Genomic DNA, 14,688 nt, shown 5'->3' on the forward strand with positions numbered 1-14,688 from the left:
ATATGGCTCCAACACCAATTCGGTTATTAATCGTGGATGACTCTGCTTTTATGCGGAAAATTATTTCTGACTTCTTCCAAGATACACAAGATATTAAAGTGGTAGGTACAGCTCGAAATGGTAAAGACGCAATCGCGAAGATCTCCACACTACAACCTACCGTTTTAACAATGGATGTGGAAATGCCGGAAATGGACGGTATGGAAGCGTTAAAAGTCATTATGCAACGTACGCCACTTCCCGTGATCATGCTTTCTAGCTCTACGAAGAGCGGAGCAGAAAATACGATGCTCGCAATGGAATATGGGGCAGTGGATTTCATTGCAAAACCAAGTGGAACTATTTCGCTCGACTTACATAAAGTGAGGGACGAGCTCATCGAAAAAATTCGTTCTGCTTCGACGATTTCGATGTCAAAATTAAAACAAACGAAAGAAATTTCTACTGAATCAAAAGTTACACTTCCAAAAAGAATAAATAATCCGATATTACCTGTAGGAGACAAGATTATTTTGATCGGCACTTCTACTGGAGGTCCAAGAGCATTACAACAAGTGATCACAACGCTACCTGCTAATATTGCTGCGCCTATCCTAGTTGTACAGCACATGCCCGCAGGGTTTACGAAGTCACTTGCTAATCGATTAGATCAACTTTCTGCTGTTCGAGTAAAAGAAGCCGAGAATGGCGATGTGTTAGAAGATGGGACTGTGTATATTGCGCCTGGAGGATTTCATCTTGAACTTTCGAAGCATCAGCAACGCTTCATAGCAAGTGTATCGAATGAGAAACCACCAAGAGCGAGTCATCGCCCGTCGGTGGATGTGTTGTTTGAATCTGCGAGTCAATTTCCTGAAGTAGCCAAAATAGTGGCGATAATGACGGGAATGGGATCAGATGGAACCATTGGTTTACGAGCTCTAAAAGAGAAAGGACAAGTTATTGCTATAGCAGAATCATCAGAATCATGTATTGTGTATGGCATGCCAAAAGCGGCAGTAGAGTCGGGTAATGTCGATGCAATCTGTCATCTGGAGGACATTTCTTCTGTTTTAGTAAGAAGCTTGAACGAAAGGGGGGCCCTCTAAGTGGAGGTTAGCCAATATTTAGAAATGTTCATTGAAGAAAGTAAAGAGAATTTGCAAGCATGTAGTGAGAATTTGTTAGAACTAGAGAAAAATCCTACTGATTTATCGATTGTAAACGAGATTTTCCGATCTGCTCATACGTTAAAAGGCATGTCCGCAACGATGGGATATGAAGATTTAGCCGATTTAACACACAAAATGGAAAATGTGTTAGATGCGATTCGAAATGAAAAGATTGCGGTGACAACAGAGATTCTCGACGTTGTTTTTGTCGCTGTTGATCATTTAGAAGCAATGGTAATGGATATAGCAAGTGGTGGAGATGGAAAACGGGATGTCAGTGAAACGGTGACACAACTAAACGCTATTGAAAAAGGTGAATCGTTAGCAGAAGTTGCTGCTACAACGGCTGCTCCCACACCATCGAAAGACGAATCGGAAACTTCAAGTGTATCTAAACTTACATACGATGAATTTGAGTGGACAGTGATCGATCAATCTAGAGAACAGCATTTTCATGCGTATGAAATTACAGTCGAACTTCGGGAAGACTGCTTATTAAAAGCAGCGCGTGTATTTATGGTATTTGAATTACTAGAGAAAATGGGGGAAGTCATCAAATCCTCTCCTTCTGTTGATAAATTAGAAGAAGAACAATTCGATCAGCACTTTACAGTTGCGTTTGTGACACACGAATCTGCTGATGATGTCAAACAAAAAGTGATGAAAGTTTCAGAAGTGACAAATGTTTCGGTCCAAATGATTTCTAAGAACAATGCTGCTCCTAGCACTGCGGCTACTTCGATAACGGAAAATGCGCCACTTGAAAACAATGATGATAAGACCCCTGTTGTAGCGAAAGATCAAGCACCTGCAAAACAAGCAGTTCAAGCCGGGAATAAAACGATTCGTGTTAACATCGATCGATTAGACGTATTAATGAATTTGTTTGAAGAGCTTGTAATTGACCGAGGACGTTTACAATCTATTGCGGCAGATCTTAGCCATCCAGAGTTGGATGAAACCGTGGAGAGAATGACACGAATCTCAGGAGACCTGCAAACGATTATTCTTACCATGCGTATGGTACCAGTGGAAACGGTATTTAACCGATTCCCTAAAATGGTTCGTCAATTAGCGCGCGATTTAAACAAAAAGATCAATTTAGAGATCATTGGTGCGGAAACAGAATTAGATCGTACGGTTATCGATGAAATTGGTGATCCACTCGTTCACTTAATTCGAAATGCGTTAGACCATGGAGTTGAACGCCCAGAAATACGTGTAGCAAACGGAAAACCGGAAGAAGGGACCGTTAGTTTACGCGCGTATCACAGTGGAAATCACGTGTTCATCGAACTTGAAGATGACGGTGGCGGTATTAATAAAGAGAAAGTTCTGCAAAAAGCGATTTCAAAAGGCATTATTACGCAAGAAAATGCAGCGATGTTATCCGATCGACAAGTATTTGAATTGATCATGTCGTCTGGTTTCTCGACAGCTGACACCATCTCCGATGTTTCAGGACGCGGTGTGGGCCTAGACGTCGTAAAATCAACCATCGAATCGTTAGGTGGAACTATTACGATTGATTCAACAGAGGGTAAAGGATCATTATTCTCTATCCAACTTCCATTAACGTTATCCATCATTTCGGTTATGTTAGTGGAAATGGAAAAAGAAATTTTTGCGGTTCCACTTTCTTCTATTATTGAAACAGCCATCATTCGTAAAAGTGATATCTTAAATGCGCATAATCAGCGTGTGATTGATTTCCGAGGAAAAGTAGTTCCTTTAGTCTTTTTAGATGAAACATTTGAAGTACCACGAGATGAAACGAAAGACGACGAATTTTTATCTGTCGTAATTGTTCGAAAAGGTGAAAAAATGGCTGCCCTCGTGGTAGATTCGTTTATTGGACAACAAGAAGTTGTCTTAAAATCCCTTGGTAATTATTTAACGAGTGTCTTTGCAATATCTGGTGCAACCATTTTAGGAAATGGCCAAGTAGCATTAATAGTAGATTGTAATGCTCTAATCAATTAAAAAAGTAGGTGAGAATATTGACAGAAGTTGCGACGAAAGAAGATATGAAAGTCATTGTATTCCAACTAGCAGGGAAAGAATATGTCATACCAGTTCATCAAGTGCAGTCCATAGAAAAAATTATGCACATTACGCGCGTTCCAAAAACTCCTTCTTACGTGAAAGGAGTTCTAAATCTTCGAGGAGTTGTCACTCCCATCATTGATTTACGGGAACGTTTTGGGATTGAAACGAAAGTTGCAGACGATCATTCACGCATGATCATGGCGAAGGTTGGAGAACTAGAAGTAGGTCTAATTGTAGATGCTGCGAATGATGTGTTAGACATATCGCCAGACATGATTGAGCCTCAACCGGACGTGGTTGGTTCTATTGAAAATACCTTTATTGAAGGTGTAGCAAAAATCGACCGCCGCTTATTAGTCCTTCTCAACCTAGAACAAGTGTTGCATCCAGTGAAGCAGGACGTCTAATATGGGTTTTCAACTGAAAATAACGTCCTTTCATTTAGATGTGTTAAAAGAAGTGGGGAACATAGGAGCGGCACATGCTGCTACTTCCCTTTCTTCTCTTTTAGGGAAGAAAATCGATATGGTTGTACCAAAAGTAGAAATGGTTTCCTTTGACGACATGATGGAGTTAGCGGGAGGACCAGACGAAATAGTTGTTGGAATTTATTTACGAATTGAAGGAGATGCTTCCGGCGGAATGTTTTTCGTTTTGCCGATTCCTCAAGCAAATCGCTTCATTCAACGTCTTATTCATGACGACTCTTTCGATTTTGAGAAACCACCATTATCTGAATTGGGATTATCCGCCATGCAAGAACTTGGAAATATTTTATCCGGCTCCTATTTATCGGCATTGTCGGACTTTACAAAACTAAATCTCTATCCAACACCACCGGCATTAACTGTGGATATGGTTGGAGCAATCATTAGTTTTGGATTAGTAGAACTGTCAGCAGTTAGTGATTATGCGATTGTCATAGATACATCCATCTTTGAAGAGGATTTAGAAGAAGAAGTAAAAGGACATTTCTTCCTCCTTCCTGATCCAGATTCTTTTCAAGTCATTTTCTCGTCGTTAGGTGTGGAATAACATGATAGTAGTTGAACAAGTGGTGAAGGTTGGTATTGCGGATATGAATATTGTCACCGCACCTTCGACAATTCGAACTTCCGGACTTGGTTCATGTGTTGGTGTTGTTCTTTACGAAGAAACGAAACAAACTGCAGGAATGATTCATGTCATGTTGCCTGACTCATCCCTTGCACGATCGGATTCCTTAACTATTGCAAAATTTGCGGACACCTCTATCCCAGCCATGATAGAAACATTGAAAGTAGAAGGGATTGCCCCTTTTCGTCTCAAAGCTAAAATTGCAGGTGGGTCGCAAATGTTTCAATTAACAACAGCATCGGACAACATGCGAATAGGTCCACGAAATGTCGAAGCGGTAAAGCGTGTTCTTAGCGAATATAATATTCCTATTATTGCGGAAGATACCGGTGGAAATAGCGGGAGAACAATTGAATTTGATCCCTCCACAAAAATGCTTGCAATTCGAACAGTGAATAAAGGAGAAAGGAGTATTTAAATGTCAGGTACACTACTTACTAATTTTTGGGCTGCATTACTTGGATTTACACTTTACTTTTTATCGTCCTTTCCATTTACATCACCCGTCAAAACGCTAGTAGCTTCATTTACGTGGGCATTTATTTTCTTCCTTCTCGCTTTTGTCGTTCGGTTTGTTATTCATTATGTAATGGAACCAAAAACTCCAGAAGCTTTAGAAGAAGTAGAAGGAGAACAATTATTAAAAGAACTCATTCAGCCTAACGCAGAGGACGCAACGAGTGAGCAAGTCGCACAAGTCGTGAAAACGATGTTAGATGAAAATCATCAAGAAGCGCAATAATCTCATTGTCTTAAATGGCAATGGGATTTTTTTTGTGAAATAAAGAATCGCTGAATACTCTAACTTTTCACCAATAAAATGTATTCCTGAATCATAAAAAGCAATCCCGTTTTAATTTGTTTAGTCATTCGACAGGAAAATCTCCACATTCATTCAGAAACGGATTTACTTCTTGTGGATAAGAATGAAAAAATAGCGGAAAATTAGTAAATTACTTTAGCAAACTTTGTTGTGCTAAGTATATATTTGTTATAATAGTAGTATTACAGTCGTATTTGGGAGGGATTCCATGTCACGTACATCCGCAACTGATGAACAGACCTATTGGCAGCTATGGATTGAAAAACGTGATCCGGATGCTGGCGATATTTTAATACGTAAATACACGCCCCTTGTCCAATACCACGTTCAGCGGATTGGAGCGGGTATTCCGAAAAATGTTTCCCGTGATGATTTGAAAAGTTTAGGAATGATGGGTTTATTTGATGCGCTAAATAAATTCGAACCATCTCGAGATTTGAAATTTGATACGTATGCTTCCTTTCGAGTTCGAGGAGCAATCATTGACGGTTTGAGAAAAGAAGATTGGTTGCCACGTTCTACTCGGGAGAAATCGAAGAAATTAGAAGCAGATATTGAAAAGTTAGAGCAGAAACTAATGCGACATGCGACACCGGAAGAAGTAGCAGATTTTACAGGGAATACCGTGGATGAAGTGTACCGAACTGTCCAAGAACACTTTTTCTCTAATGTGCTATCAATTGATGAACAACTCCAAGATCAAGATGAGGCGGAGGGCAAGAGCTTTGTCATTCGCGATGATTCGACGAAAACACCGGAACAAGAATTGGTGAAAGTAGAACTATTAGGAGATCTTGTCGAACAAGTGGGTCAGTTAAATGAAAAAGAACAACTGGTTCTAAGTTTATTCTACACAGAAGAGTTAACGCTAACGGAAATTGGGGAAATGCTTCAGCTTTCTACTTCTCGCATTTCTCAAATTCATTCCAAAGCCTTATTTAAATTAAGAAAGTCGCTAACTAGTGAAATGATTAATTCTTAATCGAGGTGCCATCATGAGTTTAAAAGGTGTTGAACTCCAAATTGCCATTCCGAAAACATTTGATGCTGGAAAAATGGCAGATCAATCGAATCAATCGATGCTCTCTAACCAAGCATCTGCTGCAAATGCTTCTTCAAGACAGTTAGAAAAAAATCGTGCTAGTGTAGTAGATTCGAAGGAATCGGAAAAAACGGGACAATTTTCGGAAAATAGCAATCAGCAGTTTTCTGATCAAAATAAAAAAGAATCAAACGAAGAAAATGCTAAAATGGAACATCCATATAAAGGCAACTTCTTTGATTTTAGTGGGTAGGATTACATGACAGGTATTAGCATAGGATTATTATTTATTCTACAAATCGTGGCATTTTATTTTATTGTCATGCTGTACATGAAAAATACAAAATTACAGGAAATTGAACGTAACCAACAAAAATTATTGCAGGAGATGGAAGATTCTATTTCCTTATATCTGCAAGATATTCAAGAAGAAAATGATCGTTTAATTCGCGAATGGAAAGCTGCTCAAATCAAGGAGGACGCTTCTAAGGAAAAAGATGAGCTTTCGATTCAAAAGAAAGAAAGGCAACCTATACCATCAGAAGAAATCCCTAAAGTTCAAATCACGACTCCTAAAGCAAAAGCGGCAGGGGCTTACAAACAAGCACTACTCACTTCTAATCCTGTCTCGCCAGAACTCGAGTCGGAAGAACAAACAGTCCATCGTCTGGCGAATGAAGGAAAGACAGCAGAAACAATTGCCAAACAATTGGGTAAAGGGAAAACAGAGATAGAACTGCTATTAAAATTTAATCGGTCGACTTGATTCTGTTCTCTAGATATGGTATATTTGCAAATGGTGTTAATACACACGCATTTTGATGAAACTAAGTGGTCCTTCTTATAGGTCTTAATTTCAAAGGATAAATGCGGAGGGAAAAAAACCAAAAACAGGAGGAAACACACATGTCAGTAATTTCTATGAAACAATTACTTGAAGCTGGTGTACATTTCGGACACCAAACTCGCCGTTGGAACCCAAAAATGAAGAAATATATCTTCGTTGAGCGTAACGGGATCTACATCATCGATTTACAAAAAACGGTGAAAAAATTAGAAGAGGCATACAACTTCATGCGTCAAGTTGGAGAAGAAGGCGGAAAAGTACTTTTCGTTGGAACAAAAAAACAAGCGCAAGAAGCAATTAAAGAAGAAGCAGAACGTTCAGGTATGTACTATGTTAACCAACGTTGGTTAGGTGGTACGTTAACGAACTTCGGTACTATTCAAAAACGTGTTAACCGTTTAAAAGCTATTGAAAAAATGGAAGAAGACGGCACATTCAATGTTTTACCGAAAAAAGAAGTTGTTCAATTGAAAAAAGAACACGAACGTTTAGTGAAATTCCTTGGCGGAATTCGCGATATGAAAGGTGTTCCGGACGTAATGTTCGTTGTTGACCCTCGTAAAGAGCGTATCGCTGTAGCTGAAGCAATTAAATTAAACATTCCACTAGTGGGTATCGTTGATACAAACTGTGATCCAGATGAAATCGATTATGTTATCCCAGCAAATGACGACGCTATTCGCGCTGTTAAATTGTTGACTGCTAAAATGGCAGACGCATTAATCGAATCTAAACAAGGTGACGAACAAGCTCCAGCTGAAGAAGAAGTAGTAGCTGCAGAGTAATTCACATGTATGTAAAAGGTGATAAGCGGCCAATCCACTTATCACCTTTTTTTGAGAACTGATGGGAATTATTTTCCTTTCAAACGAATCTAACGCATAATAGATATGCACTTAAACTTTCGTATTATAAATAGTTGACTGGAGGAATTTATCATGGCAGTAACAGCTCAAATGGTAAAAGAATTGCGTGAAAAAACTGGCGCAGGAATGATGGATTGTAAAAAAGCATTAGTACAAACTGACGGTAATTTAGAAGCGGCGATCGATTTCCTACGTGAAAAAGGTCTGTCTAGTGCTGCAAAGAAAGCAGATCGTATTGCTGCTGAAGGTACTACTTATATTTTAGTTGAAGGTAATGAAGCAGTAATTCTTGAAGTAAATGCGGAAACGGATTTCGTTGCTAAAAACGAAAATTTCCAAGCATTAGTGAAAGAATTAGCAGAACACTTATTAGCTACAAAACCTGCATCTGTAGATGAAGCAATTGCATCAACGATGTCAAACGGTTCTACAGTAGCAGATTATATCTCTAATGCGATTGCAAAAATCGGAGAGAAAATCACGCTTCGTCGTTTCGAAGTTCGTACGAAAACAGATGCAGATGCATTTGGTCCTTACTTACACATGGGTGGACGTATTGGAGTATTAGTTGTTCTTGAAGGTTCAACTGACGAGCAAGCTGCGAAAGATGTTGCAATGCACGCTGCAGCGTTAAATCCTCAATATATCTCGCGTGATGAAGTATCTGAAGATGAAGTTGAACGTGAGCGCAAAGTATTAACAGAACAAGCGTTAAACGAAGGCAAACCTGAAAACATCGTTGCGAAAATGGTGGAAGGTCGTCTTGGAAAATATTTCGAAGACATTTGTTTACTTGACCAATCATTCGTTAAAAATTCAGATCAAAAAGTACGTGATTTCGTAAATTCTACTGGCGGTAAAGTAACGGACGTGATCCGTTATGCTGTTGGTGAAGGAATCGAAAAACGTCAAGATAACTTCGCTGATGAAGTAATGAGTCAAGTTAAAGGAAACTAATAACTGAATTCCATATGTTTTATCTTAGGGAGCACGCGTTTGTGTTCCCTATTTTTCGAGAAAAATTAATGGAGGGGTTTTATGAGCCAACCAACATATAAACGAGTAGTGTTAAAACTAAGCGGGGAAGCACTTGCAGGTGAGCAAGGATTTGGTTTATCTCCTCAAATTATTAAATCTGTTGCAGAACAAGTGAAAGAAGTTGTCGAACTTGGAGTGGAAGTTGCTGTAGTTGTAGGTGGCGGAAATATCTGGAGAGGCAAAGTAGGTAGTGAGATGGGCATGGACCGAGCAACTGCTGATTATATGGGAATGCTTGCAACTGTCATGAATTCTCTTGCACTGCAGGATTCGCTTGAAAAATGTGGAATTCAAACACGTGTTCAAACATCTATTGAGATGAGACAAGTGGCAGAGCCTTATATTCGTCGAAAAGCGATTCGACATCTTGAAAAGAAACGTGTAGTAATCTTTGCTGCAGGAACTGGAAATCCATATTTCTCTACGGATACTACCGCCGCACTTCGAGCTGCCGAAATTGAAGCAGATGTAATTTTAATGGGAAAAAATAATGTAGACGGGGTTTATTCGGATGATCCGAAAACGAACGCATCGGCAGTAAAATACGATACTTTATCCTACTTAGATGTTATTTCTCAAGGGTTGCAAGTAATGGATTCAACTGCTTCTACTTTATGTATGGACAACGACATTCCACTTATCGTATTCTCGATTATGGAAGAAGGTAATATTAAACGTGCCGTTAGTGGTGAAGCTATTGGTACAGTTGTTAGGAGGACTATTTAATGACGAAACAAGTGATCGAACAGACAAATGAAAGAATGACAAAAGCTATTAGTGCCTTAAGTCGCGAACTTTCAACTATTCGTGCTGGTAGAGCAAGTGCTTCTCTTTTAGATAAAATTTCCGTTGACTACTACGGTGCTCCTACCCCGATTAATCAATTAGCTGGCGTTTCCACTCCAGAAGCTCGTCTTTTAACCATCCAGCCATATGACAAAACGGTTTTAGGCGAAATTGAAAAAGCCATACTCAAATCGGACCTAGGAATCACTCCAACAAATGATGGATCGATGATTCGAATTGCGATTCCTGCTTTAACAGAAGAACGCCGCAAAGATTTAGTAAAAGTCGTGAAAAAAGAAGCGGAAGAAGCAAAAGTAGCAATCCGTAACATTCGACGTGATGCCAATGATGATTTAAAAAAAGCAGAAAAAAATGGTGACATTACGGAAGATGATTTACGTGGATATTCAGAAGACGTTCAAAAACTAACCGATGATTATATTGTGAAAATTGATGCGGTTGCAAAAGAAAAAGAAAAAGAAATATTAGAAGTGTAAGATAGCATTTGCTGCAGATAATCTCCTTTGGGGATTCATGTGCAGCTTTTTCATTTCTGCATGTGTTCTTCTCCTTTATTGGACTGACATAGAAGGTAATTGCACACTATTCTACCTACCTTATATCATACATATTCTATTTTCACTAAAACTCTCCCACTACCCATTTTCTACTTCTTTTCTTCATTAGATGGTTAGCTTTATATTTGAAGGACGTTTCATGCTATGCAATCTATTATCTGAAAAATAACTAAAACATGTTTCCTCCTCTATCGAGAACTTTTAAAGACTACTGTACGTCTTATTAAATTCCTTATAGAATTTCGTATCAACTGGAAGTAAAACGTGTCTACTTTTGATATGATAGGAAAGACACGTATGCAAGATGAATCATGTTCGGAGGATTTTTAATGTTTACTAAATGGAAATGGCGACAAAAAGAACAACAAACGCTATCTATAGAAGAGCGTATTTTGCATGCAAAAAAAGAGCTAATACCAGGTCATTTAGCGATTATTATGGATGGAAATGGCCGGTGGGCAAAAAAAAGAGCATTACCTCGAGTTGCAGGTCATCATGAGGGAATGAAGACTGTACGAAAAATTACTAGACTAGCAAATGAATTGGGAATTCAATGTTTAACTGTATATGCTTTTTCAACAGAAAACTGGAAACGTCCAAAAACAGAAGTTGAATTTTTGATGCGTTTGCCGGAAGAATTTTTAAGTACGTACTTACCCGAATTAATGGAACAAAATGTCCAAGTGAAAATGATGGGGCATTTGGATCAAGTACCTTCACATACTATTCAAGCGGTACAAAAAGCAGTAGAGTCGACAAAAGACAATACAGGTCTTATTTTAAACTTTGCACTAAACTATGGCAGTAGAGCGGAAATCGTCCATGCTGTTAAGAATCTTGCAAAGCAAGTTAAAGCTGGAACGTTGCTACCTGAAGATATAACAGAAGAATCGATTACATCACATTTAATGACGTGCCAGTTGGTAGAGCCAGATTTGCTTATTCGTACCAGCGGAGAAGTTCGCCTCAGCAACTTCATGCTTTGGCAATTAGCCTATACAGAATTTTGGTTTACGGATACATTATGGCCAGATTTTGATGAAAGTTGTTTGCTTGATGCTATTGAAGGTTATCAAAAAAGAAATCGTCGGTATGGTGGTTTGAAGGGAGAAGAAACAGTTTGAAGCAACGTATCATTACAGGAGTAATCGCAGCTGGATTGTTTATACCAGTCGTATTTTTTGGCGGATTGACTTTTTCTCTTCTTATTTATGCTATTGCCACGATTTGTTTGTATGAAATGCTTCGAATGAAAAAGCTTTCCCTGTTTTCTGGACATGGAATCATCTCATTGTTTGCGCTATATGTGTTTTTAATGCCAAATGAATGGGCAAAACAGCTTTTTCAACGATTTGATTATAGTAAGATTGATTTGGCTATTTTTTCGATTTTAATCATGCTAGCATATACAGTCTTAGTGAAAAATCGCTTCACATTTGATGATGCAGCGTTTGCCATTTTGAGTAGTTTATATATTGGAATTGGGTTTTATTATTTCATCGAAACTCGACATGCCGGTTTAGAATTTGTTTTATTTGCACTACTAGTAATATGGATGACTGATACTGGAGCGTATTTTACGGGAAGACGATTTGGGAAGCACAAGCTCTGGCCAGATATTTCTCCAAATAAAACAATTGAAGGTTTTGTAGGGGGAATTGTAACGGCGATCATTTTTGTACTGATTTTTCAACTCCTGTATCCGCTTACTAGTTCTTGGACGTATTTATTCGTCGTAACGATCATTGCTTCGATCGTGGGACAAATTGGGGACCTAGTTGAATCAGCGATTAAACGCCATTATCATGTCAAAGATTCTGGGACAATTTTACCTGGTCACGGAGGGTTACTCGATCGATTCGATAGCTTGATTTTTGTGCTACCGGTTATACATTTATTACACTTTGTCGGATAGGGAGTTTTTCACTATGAAAAAGAAATTGAGCTTACTTGGATCAACTGGTTCGATTGGCATTCAAACGCTCGATGTCATTCGCGAACATTCAGAACGTTTGCAATTAGAAGCAGTATCCGCTGGTGAAAATATAAAAGAATTACGAAATGTTATACAAGAATTTTCCCCTAAACTAGTTTCAGTGAAATTGGAGCAGGATGCATTAACGTTACAACGAGAGTTTCCCAAAGTGGACTTCTCATATGGCAGTCAAGGTCTGATCGACGTGGCTACTTATTCGACAACTGATACTCTTGTAAATGCAGTATTAGGAAGCGTGGGACTTCCTGCGACGCTAAAAGCAATTGAATCAGGAAAACATATTGCTCTAGCTAACAAAGAAACATTGGTAACTGCTGGCCATCTCGTAATGGAAGCTGCAAAAAAGCATCAAGTAACAATCTTGCCTGTTGATAGTGAACACTCTGCGCTATTCCAAGCCTTAAATGGAGAAAAATTAGAACAAGTTGATCGTCTAATTTTAACTGCCTCTGGAGGGAGTTTCCGAGACAAGTCGAGAGAAGATTTATCAAATGTGTCATTACAAGATGCGTTAAATCATCCGAATTGGTCGATGGGAGCTAAAATTACGATTGACTCCGCAACGATGATGAACAAAGGATTAGAAGTAATTGAAGCACATGTACTATTTGGTATTCCATATGATCAAATAGATGTTGTCTTGCATCGTGAAAGTATTATTCATTCTTTAGTAGAATTTCAAGATACAAGCGTGATGGCGCAATTAGGAACGCCGGACATGCGTGTACCTATTCAATACGCTTTAACATATCCAGATCGTCTTCCAAGGAAAGAAGCGAAACGATTAAATTTAGTTGAAATAGGTAAACTTCATTTTGAAGAAATGAATTTAGAGCGATTTAAAGCTTTACGACTTGCATATGATGCAGGTAGAGTAGGTGGATCCATGACGACTGTGATGAATGCGGCGAATGAATCTGCAGTAAAATTGTTTCTCCAAGAAAAAATTTCGTTTTTAGAGATTGATGAAGTAATTGAAAGAGCGATGATGTCACATGGTACCATTGCTGCACCTGATTTAGACACCATTCTTGAGATAGACGCTGTCACAAGAAAATCGATTGAAAACGTGATAAACTAAATCGCAGATAGAAAGGCTATTCTGCGAATTGAAGGTGGGACAACATGGAAACAACGATAGCGTTTATCTTAATATTTGGTTCCCTCGTTTTTTTTCATGAACTAGGGCACTTTATCTTTGCGAAAAGAGCAGGGATATTAGTTCGAGAATTTGCAATTGGATTCGGTCCGAAAATTATTGGTTACACAAAAGGCGAGACAATCTACACCCTTCGTTTACTGCCCATTGGCGGCTACGTTCGAATGGCTGGCGAAGATTTAGATAAAATCGACTTAAAACCAGGCTACCGAATAGCGATTGAGTTAAATAAAAAGGAAGAAATCTCCAAAATTATTCTGAATCAAAAAAACCCTTCGCCTCAACAGCTATTTGTCGAAGTGGAGAAAGCGGATTTAGAAAAAGATCTTTTTGTAGAAGGATATGACGAAGAAGAGAAATTTGTACGGTACTCGGTAGCTAGATCTGCTGTTGTAGTTGAAAATGGAACGGAGACAGTGTTAGCACCCTATGACCGACAGTTTAATTCGAAGAAATTATCACAACGAGCAATGGCGATTTTTGCTGGGCCATTGTTTAACTTCATTCTAGCTTTTTTCATCTTTCTAGCGATTGGGTTAATCCAAGGTGTACCTACAATGGAACCCGTTATTTTTGACACGCAAGAAAACGGACCAGCTGCTCAAAGTGGTTTGTTGAAAGGTGATGTGGTGACAAAGATTAACGGTGAATCAATCGCAACCTGGGACGACATGGCGAGAATTATTCAGGAAAATCCTAATCAGCAACTTGATTTTACTGTTTCACGAGACGGTCAAGAAAAAGAAATGTCCATTGTTGCGGATTCAATCAAAAATGGGGAAGAAACTGTTGGGCAAATTGGTGTGTATTATCAAAGTCCATTAGAAAAAAATCCATTGAAGGCGGTTCAGAATGGAGCTACTCAAACAGTGGATTGGACGATTCAAATTTTCCAATTGTTAGGAAAATTAATTACGGGACAATTTTCTATTGATGCCTTATCCGGACCAGTAGGTATTTATCAAGCAACGGATGAAGTTGCTAAATTTGGTGTGTTCAGTTTAATGAACTGGGCGGCTATCTTGAGCATTAACTTAGGAATTATGAATTTACTTCCACTTCCAGCACTCGATGGAGGAAGACTTCTGTTTTTCTTATTTGAAGGACTCAGAGGAAAACCGATTGATCGTCAAAAAGAAGGAATGGTTCATTTAGTGGGAATCATGCTTTTGATGGTACTGATGATTGTTGTGACATGGAATGATATTCAACGGTTTTTCTTTTAAACAAAGTTGTG

17 protein-coding genes are annotated in these 14,688 nt (G+C 38.7%); all 17 read left to right on the top strand.

Features of this window, described 5'->3' with window-relative positions; genetic code table 11:
• The first annotated feature begins 2 nt into the window (after positions 1-2).
• Positions 3-1,088, top strand: a complete 1,086-nt coding sequence (locus D3873_RS04955) for a protein-glutamate methylesterase/protein-glutamine glutaminase (RefSeq protein ID WP_119883000.1) — start codon at positions 3-5, stop codon at positions 1,086-1,088.
• The gene (locus D3873_RS04960; RefSeq protein ID WP_119883001.1) at positions 1,089-3,134 is read left to right on the top strand and encodes a chemotaxis protein CheA; all 2,046 of its coding nucleotides are present in this window, start codon (positions 1,089-1,091) and stop codon (positions 3,132-3,134) included. It abuts the gene before it with no gap.
• A gap of 14 nt (positions 3,135-3,148) precedes the next feature.
• Entirely contained in the window at positions 3,149-3,607 is a 459-nt protein-coding gene (locus D3873_RS04965; RefSeq protein ID WP_420799000.1) for a chemotaxis protein CheW, read from the top strand.
• A gap of 1 nt (position 3,608) precedes the next feature.
• Positions 3,609-4,235: a chemotaxis protein CheC gene (locus D3873_RS04970; protein ID WP_119883002.1), complete on the top strand. Its 627-nt coding sequence runs from the start codon at positions 3,609-3,611 to the stop codon at positions 4,233-4,235.
• Between the two features lies 1 nt (position 4,236).
• Positions 4,237-4,734 carry a chemotaxis protein CheD gene (locus tag D3873_RS04975; protein ID WP_119883003.1) on the top strand — a complete coding sequence of 166 codons (498 nt, stop codon included), beginning with the start codon at positions 4,237-4,239 and terminating at the stop codon, positions 4,732-4,734.
• Complete coding sequence (locus D3873_RS04980) at positions 4,735-5,058, top strand: hypothetical protein (protein WP_119883004.1); 324 nt, start codon at positions 4,735-4,737, stop codon at positions 5,056-5,058.
• Between the two features lie 289 nt (positions 5,059-5,347).
• A complete protein-coding gene (locus D3873_RS04985) occupies positions 5,348-6,121 on the top strand; it encodes a FliA/WhiG family RNA polymerase sigma factor (protein ID WP_119883005.1) in 774 nt (257 codons plus the stop codon).
• Between the two features lie 13 nt (positions 6,122-6,134).
• On the top strand, positions 6,135-6,434 hold the full coding sequence (locus tag D3873_RS04990) for a hypothetical protein (RefSeq protein ID WP_119883006.1): 300 nt from the start codon (positions 6,135-6,137) through the stop codon (positions 6,432-6,434).
• Between the two features lie 6 nt (positions 6,435-6,440).
• Complete coding sequence (locus tag D3873_RS04995) at positions 6,441-6,947, top strand: hypothetical protein (RefSeq protein ID WP_119883007.1); 507 nt, start codon at positions 6,441-6,443, stop codon at positions 6,945-6,947.
• Positions 6,948-7,087: 140 nt separating this feature from the next.
• On the top strand, positions 7,088-7,813 hold the full coding sequence (rpsB, locus tag D3873_RS05000) for a 30S ribosomal protein S2 (RefSeq protein WP_119883008.1): 726 nt from the start codon (positions 7,088-7,090) through the stop codon (positions 7,811-7,813).
• 153 nt (positions 7,814-7,966) lie between these two features.
• Positions 7,967-8,851, top strand: coding sequence for a translation elongation factor Ts (tsf, locus tag D3873_RS05005; RefSeq protein ID WP_119883009.1), 885 nt, complete (start codon positions 7,967-7,969; stop codon positions 8,849-8,851).
• Between the two features lie 81 nt (positions 8,852-8,932).
• Entirely contained in the window at positions 8,933-9,658 is a 726-nt protein-coding gene (gene pyrH, locus D3873_RS05010; protein ID WP_119883010.1) for a UMP kinase, read from the top strand.
• Positions 9,658-10,215 carry a ribosome recycling factor gene (frr, locus tag D3873_RS05015; RefSeq protein ID WP_119883011.1) on the top strand — a complete coding sequence of 186 codons (558 nt, stop codon included), beginning with the start codon at positions 9,658-9,660 and terminating at the stop codon, positions 10,213-10,215. The genes pyrH and frr overlap by 1 nt, the downstream gene beginning before the upstream one ends.
• Before the next feature lie 410 nt (positions 10,216-10,625).
• Positions 10,626-11,420 (top strand): undecaprenyl pyrophosphate synthase, encoded by a 795-nt coding sequence (locus tag D3873_RS05020; protein WP_119883012.1) that lies wholly within the window; start codon positions 10,626-10,628, stop codon positions 11,418-11,420.
• Positions 11,417-12,211, top strand: a complete 795-nt coding sequence (locus D3873_RS05025; RefSeq protein ID WP_119883013.1) for a phosphatidate cytidylyltransferase — start codon at positions 11,417-11,419, stop codon at positions 12,209-12,211. The genes D3873_RS05020 and D3873_RS05025 overlap by 4 nt, the downstream gene beginning before the upstream one ends.
• Before the next feature lie 13 nt (positions 12,212-12,224).
• Complete coding sequence (gene dxr / locus D3873_RS05030; RefSeq protein ID WP_119883014.1) at positions 12,225-13,373, top strand: 1-deoxy-D-xylulose-5-phosphate reductoisomerase; 1,149 nt, start codon at positions 12,225-12,227, stop codon at positions 13,371-13,373.
• Positions 13,374-13,417: 44 nt separating this feature from the next.
• Positions 13,418-14,677 carry an RIP metalloprotease RseP gene (gene rseP / locus D3873_RS05035; protein WP_119883015.1) on the top strand — a complete coding sequence of 420 codons (1,260 nt, stop codon included), beginning with the start codon at positions 13,418-13,420 and terminating at the stop codon, positions 14,675-14,677.
• The last annotated feature ends 11 nt before the right edge of the window (positions 14,678-14,688 follow it).

This window comes from Paenisporosarcina cavernae (assembly GCF_003595195.1).
Classification (GTDB): Bacteria; Bacillota; Bacilli; order Bacillales_A; family Planococcaceae; genus Paenisporosarcina; species Paenisporosarcina cavernae.